The 23356-nt window shown below is 67.8% G+C and carries 21 protein-coding genes and 1 pseudogene; 10 read left to right on the top strand and 12 right to left on the bottom strand.

The features are described 5' to 3' along the window. Positions 1 to 383 precede the first annotated feature (383 nt). A pseudogene (locus tag AC5Y6X_RS21350) lies at positions 384 to 1565 on the top strand (ATP-binding cassette domain-containing protein); the annotation flags it as partial. A gap of 12 nt (positions 1566 to 1577) precedes the next feature. Then, entirely contained in the window at positions 1578 to 3290 is a 1713-nt protein-coding gene (locus AC5Y6X_RS21345) for a CbiQ family ECF transporter T component (protein WP_499989397.1), read from the top strand. 14 nt (positions 3291 to 3304) lie between these two features. Here the strand turns inward: AC5Y6X_RS21345 and eno are convergent, their stop codons facing one another. Further along, a complete protein-coding gene (gene eno, locus AC5Y6X_RS21340) occupies positions 3305 to 4588 on the bottom strand; it encodes a phosphopyruvate hydratase (protein WP_499988989.1) in 1284 nt (427 codons plus the stop codon). Positions 4589 to 4599: 11 nt separating this feature from the next. Then, a complete protein-coding gene (trhA, locus tag AC5Y6X_RS21335) occupies positions 4600 to 5307 on the bottom strand; it encodes a PAQR family membrane homeostasis protein TrhA (protein WP_499988987.1) in 708 nt (235 codons plus the stop codon). A 178-nt stretch (positions 5308 to 5485) separates the two neighbouring features. On the opposite strand from trhA, the gene AC5Y6X_RS21330 reads away from it, so the two are divergent. After that, positions 5486 to 6865: a sensor histidine kinase gene (locus AC5Y6X_RS21330; RefSeq protein ID WP_499988985.1), complete on the top strand. Its 1380-nt coding sequence runs from the start codon at positions 5486 to 5488 to the stop codon at positions 6863 to 6865. Here the strand turns inward: AC5Y6X_RS21330 and AC5Y6X_RS21325 are convergent. The 3 genes from AC5Y6X_RS21325 to AC5Y6X_RS21315 form a co-directional block, all read right to left on the bottom strand. Continuing rightward, complete coding sequence (locus AC5Y6X_RS21325; RefSeq protein ID WP_499988983.1) at positions 6847 to 7515, bottom strand: response regulator transcription factor; 669 nt, start codon at positions 7513 to 7515, stop codon at positions 6847 to 6849. The genes AC5Y6X_RS21330 and AC5Y6X_RS21325 overlap by 19 nt on opposite strands. A gap of 61 nt (positions 7516 to 7576) precedes the next feature. Next, entirely contained in the window at positions 7577 to 7927 is a 351-nt protein-coding gene (locus tag AC5Y6X_RS21320; RefSeq protein ID WP_499988981.1) for a hypothetical protein, read from the bottom strand. A gap of 192 nt (positions 7928 to 8119) precedes the next feature. Beyond that, positions 8120 to 8407 (bottom strand): hypothetical protein, encoded by a 288-nt coding sequence (locus tag AC5Y6X_RS21315; RefSeq protein WP_499988979.1) that lies wholly within the window; start codon positions 8405 to 8407, stop codon positions 8120 to 8122. A 99-nt stretch (positions 8408 to 8506) separates the two neighbouring features. Between AC5Y6X_RS21315 and AC5Y6X_RS21310 the strand changes: the two genes are divergently transcribed. Next, positions 8507 to 9781 (top strand): amidohydrolase family protein, encoded by a 1275-nt coding sequence (locus AC5Y6X_RS21310; protein WP_499988977.1) that lies wholly within the window; start codon positions 8507 to 8509, stop codon positions 9779 to 9781. Here AC5Y6X_RS21310 and AC5Y6X_RS21305 read toward each other — a convergent pair. Then, positions 9778 to 10665: an IclR family transcriptional regulator gene (locus AC5Y6X_RS21305; RefSeq protein ID WP_499988975.1), complete on the bottom strand. Its 888-nt coding sequence runs from the start codon at positions 10663 to 10665 to the stop codon at positions 9778 to 9780. The two genes, AC5Y6X_RS21310 and AC5Y6X_RS21305, sit on opposite strands and share 4 nt — an antisense overlap. A 65-nt stretch (positions 10666 to 10730) precedes the next feature. On the opposite strand from AC5Y6X_RS21305, the gene AC5Y6X_RS21300 reads away from it, so the two are divergent. Genes AC5Y6X_RS21300 through AC5Y6X_RS21285 form a run of 4 tightly spaced genes read left to right on the top strand, consistent with a single transcriptional unit; the run spans position 10731 to position 14957 of the window. Further along, positions 10731 to 11669 carry an SDR family oxidoreductase gene (locus tag AC5Y6X_RS21300; protein ID WP_499988974.1) on the top strand — a complete coding sequence of 313 codons (939 nt, stop codon included), beginning with the start codon at positions 10731 to 10733 and terminating at the stop codon, positions 11667 to 11669. After that, positions 11666 to 12457: an acetoacetate decarboxylase family protein gene (locus AC5Y6X_RS21295; RefSeq protein WP_499988971.1), complete on the top strand. Its 792-nt coding sequence runs from the start codon at positions 11666 to 11668 to the stop codon at positions 12455 to 12457. The genes AC5Y6X_RS21300 and AC5Y6X_RS21295 overlap by 4 nt, the downstream gene beginning before the upstream one ends. 3 nt (positions 12458 to 12460) lie before the next feature. Continuing rightward, complete coding sequence (locus AC5Y6X_RS21290; RefSeq protein ID WP_499988970.1) at positions 12461 to 13675, top strand: amidohydrolase family protein; 1215 nt, start codon at positions 12461 to 12463, stop codon at positions 13673 to 13675. Between the two features lie 13 nt (positions 13676 to 13688). Next, positions 13689 to 14957 (top strand): amidohydrolase family protein, encoded by a 1269-nt coding sequence (locus tag AC5Y6X_RS21285; protein ID WP_499988969.1) that lies wholly within the window; start codon positions 13689 to 13691, stop codon positions 14955 to 14957. Here AC5Y6X_RS21285 and AC5Y6X_RS21280 read toward each other — a convergent pair. Next, a complete protein-coding gene (locus AC5Y6X_RS21280) occupies positions 14869 to 16380 on the bottom strand; it encodes a wax ester/triacylglycerol synthase domain-containing protein (RefSeq protein WP_499988968.1) in 1512 nt (503 codons plus the stop codon). The two genes, AC5Y6X_RS21285 and AC5Y6X_RS21280, sit on opposite strands and share 89 nt — an antisense overlap. 164 nt (positions 16381 to 16544) lie before the next feature. On the opposite strand from AC5Y6X_RS21280, the gene AC5Y6X_RS21275 reads away from it, so the two are divergent. Continuing rightward, positions 16545 to 17354 (top strand): lysophospholipid acyltransferase family protein, encoded by an 810-nt coding sequence (locus AC5Y6X_RS21275; RefSeq protein ID WP_499988966.1) that lies wholly within the window; start codon positions 16545 to 16547, stop codon positions 17352 to 17354. A 20-nt stretch (positions 17355 to 17374) separates the two neighbouring features. Next, positions 17375 to 19021, top strand: a complete 1647-nt coding sequence (gene fadD12 / locus AC5Y6X_RS21270; protein WP_499989395.1) for an acyl-CoA ligase FadD12 — start codon at positions 17375 to 17377, stop codon at positions 19019 to 19021. A 5-nt stretch (positions 19022 to 19026) separates the two neighbouring features. Here fadD12 and AC5Y6X_RS21265 read toward each other — a convergent pair whose 3' ends face one another. From AC5Y6X_RS21265 to AC5Y6X_RS21245, 5 genes are all read right to left on the bottom strand, one after another. Further along, a complete protein-coding gene (locus tag AC5Y6X_RS21265) occupies positions 19027 to 19974 on the bottom strand; it encodes an alpha/beta fold hydrolase (protein ID WP_499988965.1) in 948 nt (315 codons plus the stop codon). Between the two features lie 188 nt (positions 19975 to 20162). Beyond that, a complete protein-coding gene (locus tag AC5Y6X_RS21260; protein ID WP_499988964.1) occupies positions 20163 to 20594 on the bottom strand; it encodes a hypothetical protein in 432 nt (143 codons plus the stop codon). 130 nt (positions 20595 to 20724) lie between these two features. Continuing rightward, on the bottom strand, positions 20725 to 21624 hold the full coding sequence (locus AC5Y6X_RS21255) for a universal stress protein (protein WP_499988962.1): 900 nt from the start codon (positions 21622 to 21624) through the stop codon (positions 20725 to 20727). A gap of 129 nt (positions 21625 to 21753) precedes the next feature. Continuing rightward, the gene (locus tag AC5Y6X_RS21250; RefSeq protein WP_499988961.1) at positions 21754 to 22536 is read right to left on the bottom strand and encodes a carboxymuconolactone decarboxylase family protein; all 783 of its coding nucleotides are present in this window, start codon (positions 22534 to 22536) and stop codon (positions 21754 to 21756) included. 26 nt (positions 22537 to 22562) lie between these two features. After that, positions 22563 to 23336 carry an SDR family oxidoreductase gene (locus tag AC5Y6X_RS21245; RefSeq protein WP_499988960.1) on the bottom strand — a complete coding sequence of 258 codons (774 nt, stop codon included), beginning with the start codon at positions 23334 to 23336 and terminating at the stop codon, positions 22563 to 22565. Between the last annotated feature and the right edge of the window lie 20 nt (positions 23337 to 23356).

Below are 23356 nucleotides of genomic sequence, written 5' to 3'. Positions count from 1 at the left end.
CGCGCCAAACGGGAGGGACCTGAATCGGGGCTGAGGCGGAACGAATCGACAGTTCAGCAGGCATTTTGTTTGGACGGTAACGCGCCTGGACGGTGCGCGGAACGAACTGGCAAACCGCGGTAGAGCCTTGGTTTCGATTCCCGGCGGCTCCACTCAACTAGGTGCCGAATGTAGCCTCAGAGGCAGCGGATTCAGGTACGCGCTGGGCGGAGAGGACGAGCACCTTCGCAGCATCGCGATATCAACATAGTGCTGCCCCACGGTACAAATCGTTCAATAGGCCTTCTCAGCGGCTTCTCAGCGGCCCGTCCATACGCTGGCGCTGCCATGTTTACAGCAAATCATTTCGCCCACCGGGTGGCCCGCGCCGAGGTCTTGATTAGATGACGGGGCAATCGGTTTCGGCGCATGTTCGGAATGACGCCGACGACTGCGACACGCGAACGATGAGCGGACGCAGCCGGGCGCTCCTGCCCGGCGAACTGGCGCACGCCTCGGTGATGGGTGCCCTGTGCGCGGCGATAGCGATCGTCGCGGTGATCCTTCCCCACGCGGGTGGGCTCGGACTGCTGGGCACCGCGCCGATGGGGCTGGTGGCCTATCGCTACCGGATTCGCGTTCTGATCACCGCGACCGTCGCCGCGAGTGTGATCGGCTTCCTGGTGGTCGGTCTGAGCGGGTTCGGGGCGGTCGCCCTCTGTGCCTACGTCGGCGGCCTGGCCGGAATCGTGAAACGCCGCCGCCGTGGCACGCCGACCGTCATCGCGTTTTCGATTGGCGCCGGTCTTGTCGTCGGTGTCGCGGTCGTCATCGCGCTGACCGTCCTGGTCCGGCTTCGGGAGCTGGCATTCCACACGATCACCGCCACGGTGGACGGAGTCGCGATGGCCGTGGCGCGCGTGCCGCACCTCCAGGTGGTCGCGGCGGAGATCAAGCGTTTGTTCGCCGCCGCGCTGCATTACTGGCAGTGGCTCGTCCTCGGATCCGCCGTCGTCGGGATCATGGGCGCCTCGGTGGTCGGTTGGTTGGTCTTGTCGCGGGTGCTGGTCCGGCTGCGCGGCGTTCCCGACGTGCACAAATTGGATGCGCCGGTCGGCACCGGGCCGATCGCGCCGGTCCCGGTGCGGCTCGATGAGGTGCGCCTCCGTTACCCGCACCGCGATCGCGACGCGCTGCGCCCGGTCAGCCTGGACCTGCGGGCGGGCGACCACGTGGCGGTCACCGGTGCCAATGGCTCGGGGAAAACCACTTTGATGCTGATCCTGGCCGGCCGCGGACCGACCTCGGGCACCGTCGAACGCCCCGGCGCGGTGGGTCTCGGTCAGCCCGGTGGGACTGCCGTCGTCATGCAGCACCCGGAAAGCCAGGTGCTGGGCACGCGGGTCGCCGACGATGTGGTCTGGGGATTGCCGCCCGGCAAGACCACCGACGTCGACGGGTTGCTCGGTGAGGTCGGGCTGGCCGGCCTCGGCGGGCGCGACACCGGCGGCCTGTCCGGCGGTGAACTGCAGCGCCTGGCGGTGGCCGCGGCGCTGGCGCGAGAGCCGGCGCTGCTCATCGCCGACGAGGTCACCAGCATGGTCGACCAGCAGGGCCGGGACGCACTGCTCGCCGTGCTGTCGCGTCTGACCGACCGTCACGAAACCGCGTTGGTGCACATCACCCACTACGACAACGAGGCCGAATACGCCGACCGCACGATCGACCTCAGCGATTCGCTGGACAACACCGCGACGGTCGAGACCGCCGCCGCGCCCGCGCCGACGGCCGCGATGGTAACTCGGTCTGACACCCCGGTGCTCGAACTCAGAGGTGTCGGCCACGAATACGGCAGTGGCACCCCGTGGGCGCAGGCCGCGCTCCGCGACGTCAGTTTCGTGGTGCATGAGGGCGACGGCCTGCTGATCCACGGCGGCAACGGCTCCGGTAAGTCGACGCTGGCCTGGATCATGGCCGGCTTGACGACACCCACCACCGGCACCTGTCTGCTCAACGACCGCCCCGCCGCCGAGCAGGTCGGCGCGGTCGCGCTCCAATTCCAGGCCGCCCGGCTGCAGTTGATGCGCAGTCGAGTCGATCTGGAAGTGGCTGCGGCGGCGGGCTTTTCGCCTGACGATCACGACAGGGTGACCGCGGCACTGGCGGCTGTCGGACTCGACGCCGCACTGGCGAAGCGGCGCATCGACCAGCTCAGCGGCGGCCAGATGCGCCGAGTGGTCCTGGCCGGATTGCTGGCGCGGTCGCCGCGCGTGTTGATCCTCGACGAGCCGCTGGCGGGACTGGACGCGGCCAGCCAGCGCGGCCTGGTGCGGCTGCTCGCGGATCGGCGCCGCGACACCGGTCTGACCGTGGTGGTCATTTCCCACGACTTCGCCGGCCTGGAGGAGCTTTGCCCCCGCACGCTGCACTTGCGAGAGGGCATGCTGGCACCGGCACCGGTCGCGGCCGGGAAAAACAGCGTGGAAACGGCGTCGCCGACGAAGCGCCCGGCCCGCCGCCCACCTCGCCCCGTCGTTCTGCTGCGCCCGGTGCCCGGGCGTTCCGCCATCCACGACCTGTGGGCCGGCACCAAACTGACTGCGGTTTTCGGCATTTCGCTGTTGTTGACGCTCAACCCGGGCTGGGTGCCGATCGGACTGATGGCCGCGCTGATGCTGGCGACGGCATGGGTCGCACACATTCCCCGAGGCGTGCTGCCGTCCGTACCGCGTTGGCTTCCGATCCTGCTGGCCATCGTGGGCGTCACGGCGGCTCTGGCCGGCGGCGGTCCGCACATCCAGGTGGGCACGGTCTCGCTCGGACTCGGCGGACTGTTGGATTTCCTGCGCTTCACAGCGTTGTCGATCGTGTTGCTCGGCCTGGGCGCACTGGTGTCCTGGACCACCAACATTGCCGAAATCGCACCCGCGGTGGCCACTTTGGGACGACGCCTGCGGCGGCTGCGGATTCCCGTCGACGAGTGGTCGGTCGCGTTGGCGCTGGCGCTGCGCACATTCCCGATGCTGATCGACGAATTCCGGGTGCTCCACGCCGCTCGCCGGTTGCGGCCCAAACAACGAGCGGGGACCCGCACGGCCCGCTTCAGGGGGTTGGCGGCGGACGTGATCGACCTGATTGTCGCGGTCATCACCGTGACTCTGCGACGCGCGGACGAGATGGGTGATGCGATCACCGCCCGCGGCGGCGCCGGTCAAATCTCGGCGGCCCCGTCGCGGCCGAAACTGGTTGACTGGGTGGCACTTTCGATCGTGTCGGCGGTCTGCCTGGCCGCGTTGGTGCTGGGCGCCTAGCGGCTGGCTCTTGCTCAGAACCGAACCAACGCCGGCACGTCCGCCAATGCGCAGTTGGGGATGCCTTCGGCCGCGCGCAGCAGGAAGTTGAGCTTCTCGATTCGCTCACCGGACCGCGGCGCGCCGTTCTTCTGAAACGGTGCCCCCAACCCCACCGCCAGATCCATCACGATGTCGTCGAGGACACCGCCGGACCGCCCCGACGGGATCGCCAAAATGTCGTTCGCTGCGGCGTATTCGAAGCAGTCCAGCGCCTCGGCGATGGTGCCGACCTGGTTGGGCTTCATGATGAACCCGTCGACCGCGGAGGACCTGACGGCACGTTCCAGGCGTTCGCGGCTGGTGACGATCAGGTCGTCACCGAGGATGATCGAACGGCCGATGGTGTGCGCCGCCTTGGTGAACCCATCCCAGTCATCCCCGTCGAGCAGGTCTTCGATGAACACCAGCGGGAACTCCTCCGACAGCCCGCGGGCATAGTCGATCAGAGCCTCCGCGCTCACTCGCCCGCCGTCGAATGCGTATGTCCGAGAACTCTTGTCGTAGACCTCGCTGGACGCACAGTCCAGGGCGAACGCCATGACGTCGGCGCAGCCGGCGCGATCGACGGCCTCGGCCAGCACCGCCATGACCACACGCGGGTCGCCGGACGGCGCGACATACCCGTACGACGGCGCCACCAGCGGCGCGCGGCCGAGCCGTTTGGTGAGCACCTCGCCCAGCACGCCGAACAAACGCACCCCCTTCTCGACCGCTGACTCGATGGAGTCGGCGCGATAGGGCAACACGAGGAACTCGTTGAACGTCTGGAAGACGTCTCCGTAACGGCCACCGTTGATCATGTTGAAGCTCGGCACCGGCACGGTGGTCGGCGGCTCGCGTCCCAGCAGTGCGCGGACATAGGTGTGCGTGGGCACGCCCGCCGCCGCGGACGCCGCGCGCAGCAGCGCGACAGAGGTGGCGTAAATCGTGTTTCCGCCGAGCCGGTGCTTGTCCGGTGTGCCGTCGAATTCGATCAGGACCCGGTCCAGAGACCGCGGGTCGTCGAGTTCGGCGCCGATTAGAACGGGACCGATTTCGTCGGCCACGGCGGAGACCGCGCGGTGCACGCTCAGCCCGTCGTATTCAGCCCGGTCTCCGTCACGCAGCACGAACGCCTCGTGCACACCGACCGACGTACCGGTCGGCGACGCGCCGCGGCCGACATGGCCGGTGTCGGTGGTGATTTCGACCTCTACCATCGGACGCGCCTTGCAATCCAGCAGTTGGCGGGCGACGACGGACGCGATCCGCATCAAGGTGGCTTGTGTTAGAACACCGCGATGCAGACCGCCACGAACTGGCAGATCGCCGCGACCGCCGTGCACGCGTGAAATATCTCGTGATAACCGAACGTCACCGGCCACGGATCGGGCCGGCGCAGTCCGTAGAACACCGCACCGAGGCTGTAGAGTGCGCCGCCGACCGCGAGCAATATCGCCGCGGCCGCACCGACGTTGTGCACGATCGTCTCCGCGTACCAAACCGCTACCCAACCCAGCAGCAGATAGAGCGCCACGCCCAGCCAGCGCGGGGCGCCGGGCCAGAACAATGTCAGCGCAATCCCGGCCAGCGCCCCGCCCCACACGATCGCCAGCACCATGCGACCTGTCGGGGGCGGCATGCTCAGCCTGGCGAACGGCGTATAGGTGCCGGCGATGAAGACGAAGATCATCGAGTGGTCCAGCCGCCTCATCCAGGTCCGTGCGGTCGCCGAACCCCAGTGGACGCGGTGATAGGTCGCGCTGACCGCGAACATCGCGACGATCGCCAGCGCGTAGGCCAACGTTGCTTGCCCGGCCCGCGTCGACACGACAGCCCACGACACCGCGACCAACACCGAACCGGCCGCGAGCGCCGCGTAGGCGCAATAGTGATGGATCCATCCGCGCAGCCGTGGCTTGCTCAGAACACCGGCCCCCGGCTCGGCGATCCGCCCGGTGTTTTCGGGGCGTGTATCGACCTGAGAGCTCAACATCCCTCCCTTGCTCGCGACCCGGATTGCCGTTGAGTGGCTCTGCGCCAGGCAATCCCTGGGAGCGCCAGGGTATGGGCGGGTCGCTGAGAGGCCGCTGAGAACGGCGGGGTGACCTCCCGCGGGCGGGACGGAGAGCTTCGCTGTTCTCAGCTGACTCTCAGCCCGGCAGAATCAGACTATGGGGGTGTTTGCCCGTGTCGCGCGCCTGCCCACCTGGGGTATCCCGGCCCGCTCGGCCGCGGTCTCGGCGGTGGTCGTCCTGGTTGCGCTTGCGATCGCGGGAGCGGGCTTGGACCTGATCTTGTACCGGTCGTTGTTGGCGGGCGTCGACGACGCCGCCGCCGGCAGAGTTCATTTCATTGTCGACGCCCTGCACTCGGATCCGCCCGACAAGCTCGACAGCACGCTGTTGACCACCAACCAGCGCGTGGTCGCCATCCAGGTGATCGGCGCCGACGGCAAAGTGGTGCAGCGGTCCGGGACCGCGCCCGCGACGCCGCTGCTACCCACCACGGAGTTCGGCTTCAGCCTGCGCCGCGGCATATCGGACGATGCGGTGCCCAACGACGACATGCGTGTCGCCGGTCAGCGGGTCAACACGGCATTCGGCGAGTACACGGTGCTCGTCGGCGGAGGAAGCGAGGCGGCCGAGGCGACCGCGCGGATCGTTGCGCTGCTGCTGGCCGGCGGCGCCCCGATCGTCGTCGGGGTGGCCGCAACCGCCACCTACAGGCTGGTTCGCCGGTCGCTGCAATCGGTCGACGCCATCCGCAGCAGGGTGGCCGAGATCTCGACCTCCGACCTGGCCGATCGGGTGCCCGTGCCCGCCAGTCGTGACGAGATTTCGGCCCTGGCGGTCACCATGAACGAAATGCTGGCGCGCCTGGAATCGGGCCACCGCGCGCAACAGCGGTTCCTCGGCGACGCCTCTCACGAACTGCGCAGCCCGCTGGCCACCATCATCTCCGGTTTGGAAGTCGCCGAGGCGCATCCCGAATTGCTCGATTCGGAATTGGCGATCGACACCCTGCTTCCGGAGGCGCACCGCATGCGGGCACTGATCGAGGATCTACTCCTGCTGGCCCGCGCCGACGAGCAAAGCCTGGCGATGCGCAAAGAGCAGGTGCCGCTCGGCGACCTCGTCGAAGCGGAGGCTGCACGGGTACGGCGCGATGGCTGCGCAATTCACACCGCAATCTCGCCGACGAGTTTGGTCGGCGATCCGGCGGCGGTCTCGCGGGTGATTCGCAATCTCGTGGATAACGCTGTGTATCACGCGAAATCGCGTGTCGACGTCGACGTCGGCAGCCGAGACGGCAACGTCATCCTCACCGTCAGCGACGACGGGCCAGGCATCGCGCCGGCCGACCGGGCTTGGGTCTTCGAACGGTTCGTGCGCCTGGACTCCGACCGCGCGCGCAGCGGCGGGGGAACCGGCCTGGGCTTGGCGATCGTCGCCGAGATCGTCGCCGCGCACGGTGGCACCGTCACCATTGACGATCGCCCGGGCGGTGGAACCGCCGTGATCGTGATGTTGCCTCAACAAACCAACCGGTAGCCGACACCTCGAACCGTCTCAATAGTGTTGGTACCGAAGGGAACATCGATCTTGCGGCGCAGATATCCCACGTACACCTCGACGACATTGTCCGGTCCCTGGTAGTGGGCGTCCCACACGTTGCGCAATATCTCGGCCTTCGTCAGCACGGCCTCCTTGTTGCGCATGAGAAACTCCAGCAGCCCGAACTCGCGCGGCGTCAGCGAGATCTGCGTCGGCCCGCGTTGCACCAGGTGCCGAGAGGGGTCCAGGGATAGCGATCCGGCGGTCAGCACCACCGGCCGCTCGGGCGCGCCGCGACGCACCAACGCACGCAGACGCGCCACCAGTACGCGAAACGAAAACGGTTTCGTCAGATAGTCATCGGCTCCGAGATCGAACGCGTCGGTCTCGTCGTACTCACCATCCTTGGCCGTGAGCATGAGCACCGGTGTCCACACCTCCCGTTCCCGCATCCGGCGCAGCACCTCATATCCGCTGTGCCCGGGGAGCATGATGTCGAGAACCACTACGTCGAAGCTGTTCTCGACCGCCTCGCGTAGGGCGTCTACGCCCGTGTGGACGGCGGTCACGACGAAGCCCTCGGCCTTCAGTCCCAAAGACAGCGTCGCCGACAATCGTGCCTCGTCCTCGACGAGGAGAACCCTCATGTCGGTACGCTACTTCGTGCGCCAGGTGCGCGAAAGATCGCGCCAGGTCAGGGGGCCGGCGCTACCAGTAGTACACGCGCGACGGTGGAGCGAGTTCATCGAAAGCTGCGTCGTCGCCGCTGCGCCAGCGACCAAGTGCGGCGTGCAGGGCCATGCGGTCGCGATGTCGCTGATTGCGGTTTTCCTGACGGTGCTGCGGTCCGGCATGGCACATCGAGCAGGAGCAGACATTGGTGCCGGTGTAATGGAGTGTCCAGTGGCACTTGGTCTTTGGCAGCCAACCGCCCCATTTGGCGGGAGGCCGCTCAGGAAGATCGCAGATGGAGTGATCGGATGCGTGTTGCGCTTCAGCGGCAAGATCGCCGCGGGCGAGTTGAACCCAAAAGGGACTATGAGCATCGGTGCGGGACAAGGCAGAGCCTCCGGGGACTAAGGCCCCTGCCCGCTACCCCCGGGTGAGGACGGACAGGGGCTGCGGTGTCTCCACCGAGTCCCGGGCCCTGCGATATACCGTGCTCACCCTGCCAAGGTATCAGCCACAGCAAATCGAAATCGCCAGCCGGCCGACCGTCTTCGCGTCCCTCCCCGGGTAAGCACTCGCGCCCTATGTGTCATGACCACGGTTCGGCTGCTCGAACCACAGAAGTCCGCCCGGCTCCGTGGAACCGAGGGAGTGGCCCATCATCCACAGCCAGTGGTCGTCTTCGTACCGCTCCATCGAGCCGGGTGGGAAGTCGACCTCGGGGAACGGGTTGGAATTCTCCCCGTCACCTCGATGCGCGGCGGCGCGGCCCAGGCAGAACGGGCAGTCATCGTGATCTTCGAAGTTCTCTAGCGCCCGCTGGGTGATCACCACCTTCCGGCCGTCGGGTAAATCAAAAACCTCCTCCATGCGAACCATGGTCCCACCGGATTCCGACAGGCTGTTCGCCGTCGAGGGTTTGACGCCGGTCCCTTGCTCCTATACTCGACCTACTCATTGGAGGGTGCGATGACCACAACCTGGGACACGTTGGATCGCTATGTCGTCATCTCGACGGATACGCACGCCGGGGCGGATCTCTACGGGTACAAACCGTATCTGCCGGCGCGGCTGCACGACGAGTTCGATGCGTGGGCCAAGGCCTACGCCAGCCCGTTCGACGACCTGATCGTCGCCACCGCCAACCGGAACTGGGACCACGAGCTTCGCATCGCCGAGATGGACGCCGACGGCGTGGCCGCCGAGGTGCTGCTGCCCAACACGGTGCCGCCGTTCTTCCCGACCACCCCGAACATCACCATCAGCCTGCCCCGCACCCGCGAGGACTTCGAAAAGCGTTGGGCCGGTGTGCAGGCCCACAACCGGTGGCAGATCGACTTCTGTTCGCTGGCGCCGGCCCGGCGGCGCGGGCTGATCCAGATCTTTCCCAACGACGTCGAGCTGGCGCTGGAGGAAATCCGCTGGGGCGCGCAGCAGGACTGCTTTGGTGGCGTGCTCATTCCGGCGGTCTCGCCCGGCGACCCGCACGTGGCCCCGCTCTTTCACACCCGCTATGAACCGATCTGGGCGCTGTGCGCCGAGCTGGACCTCACGGTGGTGCAGCACGCGGGCGCCGGCAGCCCCGAGATGCCGATGGACCAGCCGGCGTCCAACGCGGTGCTGATCACCGAGATGGCGCTGTGGGCCCAGCGCACGCTCGGGCACCTGATCCTGGCCGGCGTGTTCGAGCGGTATCCGACGCTGCGGTTCGTGCCGACCGAGCAGGGCACGATGTGGGTGCAGGAGCAACTGGCGGTGCTCGACGCCATGGTGCCCACCATGAAATCCGAGGCCCACAACCGCACCTACGGCATGTTCGGTGGATCGTCGGTCGACGCGCTGACCCTCAGCCCGAGCGAGTACGCCAAGCGGAACTGTTATCTGGCAAGCGAATTGATGCCCTACGAGTCGGCGATGATCGACTTCATGGGGGCCGACCACATCATGTGGGGCAGCGACTACCCCCACGAGGAGGGATTTGCGCCTCACTCCAAGCTGGCCATTCGCTGGGCCCTGCACGACCGGCCGGAGGACACCTGCCGAAAGATCCTGGGCGGCAACGCCGGTCGTCTCTACCGATTCGACCTCGACGCGCTGGTGCCGGTGGCCGCCAAGATCGGGCCCACCGTCGCGGAGGTGGCCACTCCCGTCGAGGACACCGGCTATCGCTCCCCGGCGGCTTTCGGCTACCGGCCGTTCGAGGGGGGCCTGGCCCTCAAGCGGCTGGCTCCCGAACGGCGCTAACCGGACTCCTCGGCCAGGGCGGCGCCGAGCCGGCGGGTCGCAGCAGCGAGCTGCGTACCCAGCCGGGTGACCGCCGCGCCGCTCATCGGCTCGGCGCTGGGAACCAGGCTGAGCATCAGGGCGATGCCCGACCCCGGCTCCAGGATCGGGGAGTCGATGTGGCTCACCTCGTAGCTGCGGTCGGGGGCCAGGCTGATCGGGAACCACTCCTCGGTGTGGATCAGCTCGTCGGTCAACTCCTGCGCAAGCCGGCTCAGCCGGCTGGAACGCACCTCGGCGCTGCGCACGACCTGCGCCAGTTCCCGCAGGCGCAGGTCCGGCAGGATGTGCAGGCCGACCGCGTAGCCGCGCCGCTTGGCCGCGGCGATGGCGCGGCGGTAGCGATCGCGCGCGTCCCCGGGCAGGGCGGCCAGCCAGCGCTCCCGAGCCTCCGGCCCGGCCCAGGCGACGATCGACGCCCCATACGGCGGGCGGTGCGGGAACTGGGTGCCGACGGGCATCGGGTGACCGCCGCCGCGCGGGCTTCGGACCTGATCGACGACGGTGGAGTGGTCGTCGCTCACCGAGAACGCGACGCAGTGCGCGCCCGTCGCGGCCGACAGCTCGGCCATCGCGGAGCGGGCCAGCACGAGCGCCGGGTAGCGGCCCGCCGCCTCGTGGCCGAGGCGGACCAGGGCGGGACCGAGGTGGTAGGTCTTGCGGACCGGGTCGCGCAGCAGCCAACCGGCCCGGAGCAGTTCGGACAGCATCGAGTGGCAGCTGGCCTTGTGCACGTTCAAGTGCCGCGACACCTCGGCCAGGCTCATCCCCCGGCTCCCGTCGCCCGCCAGGTGCTCGAACAGGTTCACCACCCGCTCGGTCTGTGGGGAGGGACGCGGGGCCATGGACCCGATGGTCGCATAATGCGACTGCTTGCGGTGATATAAGCGACCATGTGACCATGGCCACAATGACGGACCTTCGAGGCAAGACGGCGGTCGTAACCGGCGGAGCCGGGGGCATCGGCCGGGCCATGGGCAGGCGTTTCGGCCGCGAGGGCATGAGGGTGGTGCTGGCCGACGTCCTCGCCGAACCGCTGGACGAGGCGGCCCGGGAACTCGCGGGCGAGGGCATCGAGGCGGTCGGAGTCATCACCGACGTCACCGACTACGCGTCGGTCGAGGCGCTGGCCGCCGACGCACTCGATCGCTTCGGCGCGGTGCACGTGGTGTGCAACAACGCCGGCACCGGCGGCGTCTCCGAGGGCTACATGTGGGAGCACGACCTCGCCGATTGGCGCTGGGGGATCGACGTCAACGTGCTGGGCGTCATCCACGGCATCAAGGCTTTCGTGCCCATCCTGCTGGAGCAGGGCGAGGGACACGTGGTCAACACCTGCTCGGGCAACGGCGGGTTCGCGCCGATCGCGCGCGGCGCCATGGGCGGACCGGCCACGGCGGTCTACCCGATGACCAAGGCCGCGGTGCTGTGCCTGACCGAGAGCCTCTACACCCACCTGGAGATGACGGGGACGCGGGTTCGCGCGCACGTCCTGTTTCCCGGCGGCTTCCTGAACACCGGCATCTGGGAGTCGTGGCGGCACCGACCGCAGCGCTACGCCGCGACCCAAGAACGCCGCACGCCCGAGCAGACCCTGGCGAGCGTCGTGGCCCGCTTCGAGGCCGCCGGATCGCGCGTCGAGTTCACCCCGCTCGACACGGTCGCCGATCAGGTGGTGGACGGAATCCGGGCGGACCGCTTCTGGATGATGGGCCCGCCCACCTCGGCCGATCAGGTGGTGAGCCGCAAGGCGGCATCGATCCTGGCGCGCGGCGAGCCCGACTACCTGGTCGACGTTCTCGGCCAGAGTGCCGAGAAGAAGCCGCAAACCAAAGGAGCAGCAACATGATTCGCTACGGCCCCCGCCCACCCGAGGAGCAGGTCGACCACGAGATCGACGCTACCAAGGCGCCCATCGCCACCGAGGCGGTGACCGTCGCCTACCTCACGGATCCGGCGATCGTCGCGGCCGTGTTGCCCAAGCCGCTCGAGCCGGCGGCCGAACCGCTGGTGCGCGTCCAGCTTCAGCGGGTCCAAATCGAGGGCATGGCGCCGTTCGGGTCGGCGGTGTTCTCGGTGACCGCCCGGCATGGCGAAGTCGAGGGCGACTATCCGCTTTTCATGCCCCAGTCCACCGAACAATCGGTCACGGGCGGGCGCGAAACGTTCGGTGAGCCAAAGAAATTGGCCCACATCGACCTGCAGCGCGACGGCGACCGCGTCACCGCAACCGTGGACCGGCTGGGCTATCAGCTCATCCGGATGAGCGGCCGGGTCACCGGCCCGGCTGAGCTGCCGCCAGACCAGGTGAACACCGAGTTCTACTTCAAGTTCCTGCGTGCCCCCGACGGCAGCGGCATCACCGACCCCCACCTGGTCTACGGCGAGTACCACCGGCACTACGAGCTGCTGGAGAACATCGACGGCACCCTCGAGTTGGGGGAGTCGCCGCTGGATCCGGTGGCCGACATCGTGATTCGCCAGATCAGGGCGATCACCTGGTGCCGCCGGCGCACCGTGCAGGTGGGGCGGATCGCGGCGCGGGTGCCGCAGGAATGGCTGCTGCCGTACGTGCACCAGCGCTACGACGACGTGGCTCTGCTGGCCGCCCCCCGGCCCGAGCCGGCGCGCGCGTAACTCATGGACCGCTACACCGTCATCTCGGCCGACTGTCACGCCGGCGCGGACCTGCTCGACTACCGCGAGTACCTCGATCCGCAGTATCGCGACGAATTCGACGGCTGGGCAAGGGAATACGTCAACCCGTTCGGCGATCTCACCGAGGCCGACGCCGAGCGCAACTGGAACAGCGAGCGACGCAACTCGGACCTGGACCGGGAAGGCATCGCGGGGGAGGTCATCTTCCCGAACACCGTGCCGCCGTTCTTCCCTCAGGCGAGCCTGGCCGCCCCCCAACCGGAGACCGCGCGCGAGCTCGAGCTGCGCTGGGCCGGCCTGCGCGCGCACAACCGCTGGCTCGCCGACTTCTGCTCCGCCTCGCCCGAGCGGCGCGCCGGGGTGGGTCAGATCCTGCTGCCGGACCTCGACCAAGCCACCGCCGAGGTAGCGCAGATCGCCAAGCTGGGCCTGCGCGGCGGCGTGCTGCTGCCCGGAATCCCGCCCGGGGCCGGCGTCCCCCAGCTCTACGCCGAGCACTGGGAGCCGCTGTGGGCGGCGTGCGACGACGCGGGCGTCGTGGTCAACCACCACGGCGGCAACGCCGGCCCGAGCCCGACGGACGGGTGGGGCAGCTCGTTTGCGGTATGGGTGTACGAGACGCACTGGTTTGCGCACCGGGCGTTGTGGCACCTGATCTTCAGCGGCGCACTCGATCGCCATCCCGACCTCACGGTGGTCTTCACCGAGCAGGGCGCCGGGTGGATACCGGCGACGCTCGACTCGCTCGACGTGGCGGCCGCCCGTTACGGGCGGGCGAACTCGGCGATCGCCCGCTTCGCCGGGCCCACCGCCGGCTCGCTTTCGCTGCGGCCCAGCGAGTTCTGGGCCCGCCAGTGTTACGTCGGCGCCAGCTTCATGCGACCGGTCGAGTGTGCCGAGCGCCACCGCATCGGCGTCGAGAAGATCATGTGGGGAAGCGACTACCCCCACCTGGAGGGCACTGCCCCCTACACCCGGGAGGCGTTGCGCCACACCTTCTCCCGCGTCCCGGCCGACGAGGTGGCGGCCATGATCGGCGGGAACGCGGCGGCCGTCTACGGCTTCGACCTCGACGCGCTGGCGCCGTTGGTCGACCGCATCGGCCCGACCGTGGCCGAGGTCGCCGAGCCGCTGGCGGCCGTGCCCGCCGACGCGAGCAGCACCGTCTTCGAGCCCGACCCCATCCGCACCTGGTAGCGAAAGGACCAAAGTGGACCCCTACACCATCATCTCGGCCGACTGCCACGCCGAGCTGCCGACCGAGCGGTACCGCGAATACGTCGACCCGGAATACCGGGAGGACTTCGAGGTCTACCTGGCGGAGAAGACCGCCGCGGCGCAGGCCGGCGGATTCATCGACGAGGAGTTCGCGCAAGCGTGGTTCTCCGAGCACGGCGAGGGCATCGCCGGCGGATGGGATGTGGGCCTGCGGGACAAGGAATTAGACGGCGACGGCGTTGTCGGCGAGGTCATCTTTCCCGACGCCGACGCCGTGACCGGGGTCGCCGGCGCCCCGTTCGGGGCCGGGCTGGGCCAGTCCGGCGACCTCGACCCCGGGCGTGCCATGGCCGGGGCGCGGGCCCACAACCGCTGGCTGGCCGAGCTGTGCAGCCACAGCCCCGAGCGGCGGGCCGGCGTCGCGGTGGTGCCGATACTCGCGGACGTCGACGCGGCGGTCGCCGAGATCACCCGCGCGGCGGAATCCGGACTGCGGGGCGGGATTCTGATCCCCGCGCGCTGGGTCGGCTACCCGCCGTACCACGACCGTCGCTACGACAAGGTCTGGGCCGCCTGCCAGGACCTGCAGATGCCGATACACACCCACTCCGGTCCCGCCCCGCAGGAGGAGTACGGCGGGCACCTCGGCATCTATGTCACCGAGGTGCGTTGGTGGGGTGCCCGGCCGCTGTGGTTCGCGTTGTGGTCGGGCGTGTTCGAGCGCTTCCCGCGGCTGCGCTGGGGGGTCACCGAGTGCGGCGCGTTCTGGGCCAACGACCTGCTTTGGCTGATGGACACGCGGTATCTGCGTGAGCACTCGGCCAAGAAGATGAGCCATCAGATGGAGGGCGACCTGACGATGCCGCCGTCGGCCTACTTCGACCGGAACTGTTTCATCGGGGCCACCACCACGGAGCGCAGGGAGCTGGCGCGGCGTTACGAGATCGGCGTGTCGAACCTGCTGTGGGGCAACGACTTTCCCCATCCAGAGGGAACCTGGCCGCACACCCGGGACTGGCTGCGCCGCTCCTTCTGGGATGTTCCCGTCGAGGAGACCCGACAGATGCTGGGCCTGGCGGCGGCCGAGATATACAACTTCGACCTCGGTGCACTCGGTGGGCTGGCCGAGCGCATCGGCCCGACGCCCGAGGACCTCGGCCAGGACGACGCGGTCAGCGTCCCGAAGTGGGAGGCGGCCCGCCGGACCGGACGCCACTGGCTGACGGGCGCGGAGCCCATCCCCGACCTGGTGCAGAACTGACGACTGCGGGCGGGTCGGTCCGGTTATCGGCAAGATCGCTCGTCGCCGAACGCAATTCGTCGAATGCGGCCCGAATCCGCTGCGTGAACAACTCCGCGTCGGGCAGCGTTCGCGAACACCCGTACACGGCGAAGTTGAGCAGCTTGTCATAGCCCCAGACGGTGGTGTTGACGCCCGCTGCGTACTTCAAGTGGCCGCATGAGATGAAGTTCTCGATGCCCATGCCGCCGATGTAGCGCTTCTCCCCGGGCCCCCTGACGTTGGACACGATCAACGCCCCGTTGACCCGACGGGCGATGAGCCGAGTCAACCTCAGCGCCGGCCGCAACAGGAGCGGCGGGGCGAAATCGAACCAATCCTCCGCGTGGACGGGCCGGTTGGCCGTCGCCGCCTTCACCATCGCGTTCTGCGCGTGGGCCTCGCGAAGACACTCGAGCGGATCGGACAGGTGCGTCGGCAGTTGGAAAGGTAGGGCGGTGACGGCCGTTCCCCACAGACGGGTGTCACCCTCCTTGCGGGTTCGGACCGCGGTGTTGGCGATCACGGGGCGGTCGGTCAGCATGCCCTCCTCGGCGAGGTATTGCCGGATCGCCCGCGCGACAATGGCGTACACCACGTCGTTCACGGTTCCGGAAATGACCTGCGCGATCTGCTTAACCTCGTCGAGCGGTACCGAAACCCACGAAAAAGTTCGCCCCGGCGTAAGCGTGCCCCGCCAGGGTATTGCGGGCGCCCCGAACCTCGAGGGTGGCCGTTGAGCGAGCGTCTTTCTGCCGCGCGTGTATGAGCGCAGCACGACCCGTGTCCGTTGGGGCAACTCGCGTCGAACCGCCTGCCACAGGTCGCGGGCGCCGTCCCGCAGTGCGGCGCCGCTCCTCGCCGGCGCCGCGGCCCTTGGGATCGGTGGCAGGATGGGCGGCGAATCCGGTTCGGGACGCGTCACCAAGTCGAGCAAGTCCGCGAAGGTGCCGCCATCGGCCAGCGCGTGATTCAGCTTGAGCACCGCGACGACCTTGGTGCCCTCGAAGCCCTCCAGGAACCACAGCTCCCATGGGGGTTGGCCGGCCGGAAGTGGTTCGCTGGCGATCTCGCTGATCTTCGTGCACAACTGCGCTTTGGTTCCGGGGCTGGGTAATCGTGTGTGCCGCAGGTGGTTTCGCGCGTTGAACCCGGGATCGGTGGTCCACACCGGGTGGCCGAGTCCGAGCGGGACGAACTGCACCCTCCACTGCATTTGTGGGAGCAGCGCAACGGCTTTGTCGAGCGCATCGCCGACGCGCTCAAAGCGGAACGCCTTGCTGGACTGCTCGTCGAACACGGCGATCTTGAGCGTGTGCTGAGGTTCGACCGGCTCGTCGAGGATGAAAGTGGCGTCGCTGCCCGACAACCGGATCGTCAGGTCGCGCTGCTGATCCGGAGGCATGTTCCCGTCCTCTCCGATTGAGGCGGCCGGTGTGACCCGGCTCACATCAAACTAACGGACCGTGGTAACCCGCCACTAGGGACTTTTGACAGTGTCCGGCCAGGGCCGATGGTCGATACGCTCGCCGTGCTTCAGGGCAGACTTCGGGCACGCGGAGGTGGGCAATGACCGATGACACCTCGCCTCGGCCGGGGGACTTCGACGGCACCTGGGACCCGGTAATGATGCGCCGGATGGTCACGATCGCGCGTCCCGTCTACAAATTCTGGTTCCGTGCCGAAGTGCGTGGCTTCGACGAGTTTCCAGCCGGTGGGGCGCTGATCGTGTCGAACCACTCCGGCGGTCCCAATCCCCCCGACGTTCCCATCTTGTGGGTCGGCTTCTTCGAGAAGTTCGGGTATGACCGCCCGATCTACACCCTCGCCCACGACCTGGTCTTCCGCGGGCCGGCGACCGGCGCGCTGCGGCGCATGGGCATGATCCGCGCCACCCGCGACAACGCCGCCAAGGCATTGCGTTCCGGCGCGGTCGTCATCGTCTTCCCGGGCGGAGACGACGACGCGCTGCGGCCCACCTGGAAGCAGGGCGTCATCGATTTCAGCGGCCGGACCGGCTATGTGAGCACCGCGCTGCAGGCCGGTGTTCCGATCGTGCCCGTGGTGTCGATCGGGGCGCAGGAAACCCAGCTGTTTTTGACCCGCGGCAAGTGGCTGGCGAAAAGGCTGGGGCTGAAACGCCTGACCCGCGCCGAACAATTCGTGGTCTCCGTCGGCTTCCCGTTCGGGCTGAGCATAGGGGCGCTCAATCTGCCGCTTCCCGCCAAGATCGTCACCCAGGTGCTACCGCCGATCGATCTCACCGCACAGTTCGGGAAGAAACCCGATGTCGGCGAGGTCGACGCGCACGTTCGCGCGGTGATGCAGAAAGCGTTGGACGGATTGGCCGCCGAGCGCCGTTTGCCGATCCTGGGGTGACTGCCGTGCCGAATTCCTCCCTGCCCCAACGGGTCCGAGAAGCACGCGAATCGTTTCGCACGCTGACCAGCACCCGGATACTGGCCGGGCTGAGGCCCGACAAGTACGTGCGGATGGCCGCCGCCGCACGGCGCGAAGGCTTCACCAACACCGTCGGCATCGCGGTGTCGGCTCGCCGGTGCCCGGATCGTCCCGCCCTGATCGACGAACTGGGCGTGCTCACCTATCGAGAGTTGGACACGCGGGCCAATGCGTTCGCCGCGGCGCTGCAGCGGCTGCCCGCCGGGACGCCACGGATGGTGGCCATCATGTGCCGCAACCACCGCGGCTTCGTCGACGCGCTGGCGGCCGCCGACCGCATCGGCGCGGATGTGTTGCTGCTCAACACATCCTTCGCGGCTCCCGCCATCGCGCAGGTGCTGGAGCGTGAACGCCCGGATGTCCTCGTGTACGACCAGGAATTCGCCGGCGCCGTCGACCACGCGCTCGGGGCGAAGACGGACACGCAACGCATCGTCGCCTGGACCGACGACCCGGCGGACCAACCGCTCACGATCGAGACGCTGATCGCCCGGCACGCCGGGCAGCGACCGGCTCGCCCCGGCCGCAGGGGCAAAGTGATCCTGCTGACCTCCGGGACCACCGGCACACCCAAGGGCGCGCGGCGTGCGCCGGGCGGCGGGGGCGGCCAGGGCGTGGCGCTGCTGGCGCGAATGCCGTGGCGCGCCGAGGAAACCGTCGTCGCGGCCGCGCCGCTGTTCCACGCCTGGGGCTTCGGGCAGTTGATCATCGGGTCGATGTTTTCCTGCACGCTGGTGCTGCGGCGCTTCTTCGACGCCGCTGCCACGATGGCGCTCGTCGACCGATATCGCGCGGCCGGCCTGTCCGTGGTGCCGGCGATGCTGGACCGGATCATGGACCTGCCCGACGACATCCGCAACCGGTTCAGCGGACGGTCGCTGCGGTTCGTCAGCGCCGCCGGTTCCCGGATGCGCCCGGATGTGGTGACCAGGTTCATGGACCAGTTCGGTGACGTCGTCTACAACAACTACAACGCGACCGAGGTCGGTGTGATCGCGCTCGCCGCGCCGGAGGACCTGCGCGCCGCACCCGACACCGCCGGCAGGCCGATGCCCGGTACCCAGGTCCGCATCCTCGACGAGAATCGCCGCGAGGTGCCGCGCGGCCAGGTCGGCCAGATCTTCGCCCGCACCGAGACCGGGTTCGAGGGCTACACCTCCGGGCAGACCAAGGACGTCCAGGACGGCTTCATGGCGTCCGGTGATCTGGGTTATTTCGACGCCGCCGGCCGGCTCTTCGTGGTGGGCCGCGACGACGAGATGATCGTGTCCGGCGGGGAGAACGTCTACCCGATCGAGGTGGAAAAGGCGCTCGCCACCCACCCCGCGGTGGCGGAGGTATCGGCCATCGGCGTCGACGACGAACAGTTCGGGCAGCGGCTCGCCGCTTTCGTGGTGCTGGCGCCGGGGGCGTCGGCCACGCCGGAGATGCTCAAACAGCATGTCCGGGAGAACCTCGCGAGCTACAAGGTGCCCCGGGAGGTCGTCCTCCTCGACGAGCTCCCGCGCAACGCCATCGGCAAGATCATCCGTGGCGAGTTGAGGGCGCGACTCGCCGGAACCGGCCAGGCGGGCCTTGGGCCCTAGGCGGCTTAGGCGGCTTTTCCAAGCCTCATCAGTTCGTCGAACATCCTGTTCTGGGCCTCGACGATTGGGCCGGGCCTCAGGTTCGGATCGATGTGGTAGGCGCCCGGAACCTCGTCGATCAGGTGGAACAGCCCCTCCGATTCGGCGATGCGCCTGTTCTCCGTGGCATTGAAGATCGCGGACCGCCCCAGCACCAGCAAGCCGACCTTTACGCCCTTGGCCTTTGCCGCATTCAGATGCGGTCGAATGTCCGGATTCTTGAGGCCGAGGACCTCCCGAATTGAAAGCACGGGATTGTCGGTGATATGGCGCAGGACGTTCTTCATCGTGTCGGGGGGCATGTGTTCGAGTTTCAGGAAGTGCAGCGACGCGGGCATCAGCTCCTTGCGCAACAGATCGCCGAGCCTCACATCGTGTGGCCCTATTCCGGACGGGTCCTGCAGCACCATGCTCTCGATGTATTCGCCGGAGAAGGCCGCCATTTCAGGCAGCGTCATTCCGCCGTACGAGTGGCCGCTGGCCCTGACCCGATCCACCCCGGTGTGCCTGATGACCGCCTTGATGACGGCACGGCCATTCTGCGCGGTGCGCAGGTAAGGGCTTTTGCGGTGCCGCGCGTCGAGTAGCTGCACCCGCAACGGCAGGTGGCGGTGCGTCATGAAGGTGACAAACCGGCGCCCCGATTGGGCGGTGGCGGCCGCTTCTCCGAGGTAGAGGTTGCCCGTCGTCCACAGCCCGCCGAACTTCACCGTGGGAATTTCGGAGACGAGTGGAACTTCCCTGGTATCGGGCTCGTACAGGAATATTTCCCTGATCGTCTTGCCATTGATCTTTGCCGCCAGCCGCTCCCTGTAATACGGCGGTGTGCCGTCGCGCGGGACGATGTGTTCCCGAGCGACCTCACTCGTCACGTAGGAACGCGTTCCGTGGCGGTCGACAATTTCGTATGGCATGAAATCGATTCCTATACCCGAGACGTCACGACGAGGGACAAGGCCGGAGTAGGCAAGTACCACACCCCCTGACGTTCAACCGTCACGTGATGCGTGCCACACCGACACGCTTGGGTGGTTGCACTGTACTCGCCTCTTCGTCGAAACTCGCGCTTTTGGGGTCACCGAAACCTGGCGTTTCCCGACGGTCAGAACGGCATCGGCTGGTTGTAGATGGTTCCGGTTTGGTTTTGGACGGGGTCGGTGCACGTGATGTTGACGTTGAACAGCGTGCCCGTCGGGAGCTCGGGCGCGAAGTTCAACTGTTGCTGACCGCCCTGGTTCAGCTGAAACGTCTGGTTGAGCGGGGCCATGGGGGTGCCGATCCCCTGGAGCACGTTCATGGTGCCCAGCGTCGGGTTGGCGTTGAAAACACAGAAGCCGTATGTGCCGGGGTTTCCGTTTCCGCTGGTGTCTGTGACGGTGACCTGCAGACTTGGAATGTTGTTCATCGTTGCCGGCTGGAACTGGACACTCGCGGTGTCGGCCCTGGCTGTTCCTGCGCCGAAGCACAAGAGGGCCGACGCGGCGACGCCCACGGCCGGGAAGACGCGCTTCTTGATCTGGCTGCCGAGGTTCACCTTTGCGAATCCTTTCTGCGGTCGCGGTGTCCCCCCACAATTTGTGCCCAGAGCGTAGTAACAGCGACGACCCCGGCGGCGCGCGCCACGCCGCACGCGGGAGAGCTTTTCGAGGATCTCCCGGCCGTCGTCAGGACTGCCGCGCCACGATCACGGGGATCTTGGCCCTGTTGACCACCGCCGCCCCGACCGAGCCGAGCACCATGCCGGCGAACCCGCCACGGCCGTGGCTGCCGACCACGAGCAGTTGCGCCCGTTCGGACGCCTCGATCAGCGGACTGGCCGCGTCACCGATCTCGATTCTGCGGCGGATTCCCACATCGCGATAGCGTTCCTGCCAACCCGCCAGTCGTTCCGCAAGCGTCTCCTCCTCGTGGGATAACTGAGCATCCCAAGCGGCGTTCTGGTACTTGTCCTTGAGGTTGGCAACGCGGGGATCCGTCCAGGCGTGCAGGGCAACGACGCCGACGCCCCGTCGGGATGCTTCCTCGAATGCGATCGCCGTCGCGGCTTCCGACGCCGGTGAGCCGTCGATGCCCACCAGCACCGGGGCCCGTGCCACGTTGCTGACCATCGGTTGGTCGTCGTGGATCACGGCGACCGGGCAATGCGCCTGGTACACCAACCCCGAACTCACCGAGCCGAGAAAGTTGCGGACCAACACCCCGCCGTGGCCCCGATAGCCCACCACGACCATCTCGACCCCTTTGGACAGGTCGACGAGCGTCGGCACGATGGCCGCATGAAGCACCTTGGCGTCGATTTGCACGGGGCCGCGTTCACCGGTGCTATCTTCGGCGACCTTGATTGCCGTCTCGATGGATTCGCGTGCCCGCTTCTCCTGCCACTGCCTGAAGCCGGCCGGCGCCGGGACCTGGAACCACCCCGATACCGGGTCGTTGACGACATGGACCACGGTCAGCGGCACGTCCCGCAGCGCGGCGTCGTGGGCCGCCCACCGGACGGCGGCCAGTGCCGCTGTCGATCCGTCGACACCTACCAAGATCCCGCGACGCGCTGGTTGCATCATTTCGATTCGTTTCTGATCGTTGCCCACCGGCAGCATCACTGAGCGCGGCGGTGATCGTCAGGGCCGAAGAGATGCAAAGCCGAAGGACCAAAGGCACCGATGACGCGCCACGGCTGCGCTCAATCGGGGTCAGCGCGTTGAACACACCTCGATCAGCAGGTCGTCGAGCCGGCGCGCCAGGTTCCAGCCCAGGTAGACGGCGAAGTGAACCACGAGCTCCTCGAGCTCGGGCCGGGTCATATCACCCAGCGCGAGGGCCGCGCGGAGATGTTCGGCCACTTCCTCGTCGATCGCGGTGGAGGCGGCGCTGCAGATGCCGATGATCCGTCGGTCGCGGCGAGTGAGATACCGCTGGCGGCTCCATATTTCGCCATACAGGTAGTCGAGCCGGGCGCGTCCTTGAAACGCGGTCATGGCTTCCTGCGGCGCCGCGCCGTGGATCTGCTCGTAGGCCGCGGTGCCACGTTCCCGGCGGGTGGCGTCGTCGGTGGGTTCCGCCCACGGCTCGAAGTCGTGGGCCTTCGGCGCCTCGCCGGCTTCCTCGGCGATCTTGAACATGCTCATCATTCCGTACACCTGCATGACGGACGCCTTGGGCCAGCCGGCTTGTGTTGCGAAGTGGAGCACGAACTCGTCGAACTCGGGGTAGCTGATGTCTCCGCTCTTGAGCGCTGCGTAGACGTGGGTCTCGATCGGGGTGATCGAACCCGCCGCACCTACGCAGGTCAGGGTGATCCAGCGCCGGTCCCGGGCGGTGAGCACGCCCCGTCGCCACATCTCGCCGAACACGTATCCGATCACCCCGGACTCGAGGTAGGCCCCGGCCGGCTCGGGGCTCGCGGCCATCATGATGCGCTCGTACTCGGCTCTCGCGACGGCCTGGCGTTCCTCGCGAGTTGTCCATTCGGCCATGCGGGTCCTTTCGTCGGGCCGCTATGTCACAGCCGCATGATCCAGCCGCCGTCGACCGAGATCGTCTGGCCGTTGATCCATTCCCCGGCCGGGCCGCACAGCAGCAGCATCGTTCCCACCAGGTCATCCGGAGGGCCCGACGTCTTGCCCGGAATCTGTCCGGCGAGGACGTCACGAAAAGGCGAGTCCTTCGGCAGGCTCGCGTAGCCGCTTTCGCTGGCGACCAGTCCCGGTGCGATGCCGTTGACGTTGATACCCCGCGGCCCGAGCTCGGTCGCAAGGTTGCAAGTCAGGCCGTGCAGCGCGTATTTCGACACACCGTAGATCCCGCCGGGCATGAACGCGCCCGCGGACAAGCCGTTCACGATCCGCCCGCCGCCGCGCTCGGTCATCGACTCGATGACCGCCTGCGTGCAGAGCAACGGCCCGCGCAGGTTCACGTCGAGGACCCGATCCCAGTCCGGCACCGGCATGTTCGCCAGCCCATAGGGCGGCAGGTCGGTCATGACGGCGGCGTTGTTGATGAGGATGTCGATCCCGCCGAATGCCGCGACCGTCGCCGACGCCATCTGCGCGGCGGACTCGGCGGAGGTGACGTCGAGATGCACCGCGATGGCGCGAAAGCCCCTGTCCTTCAACTTATCTGCGGTGCGGCGCGTGGCTTCGAGGTTGATGTCCGCGATCACGACCGCGGCGCCGACCTCGCACAGCGCCTGTGCGTACACCTCGCCGATGCCCCCGGCGCCCCCGGTGACGATGGCGACCTTGCCGCTGAGGTCGAAGAGTTCTCTGACGTCCACCCGAGCATTAGGCAACACTT

The sequence above is a fragment of the Mycobacterium sp. NGS26 genome (assembly GCF_059813025.1).
This window is presented reverse-complemented; position numbering and strand designations above follow the sequence as displayed.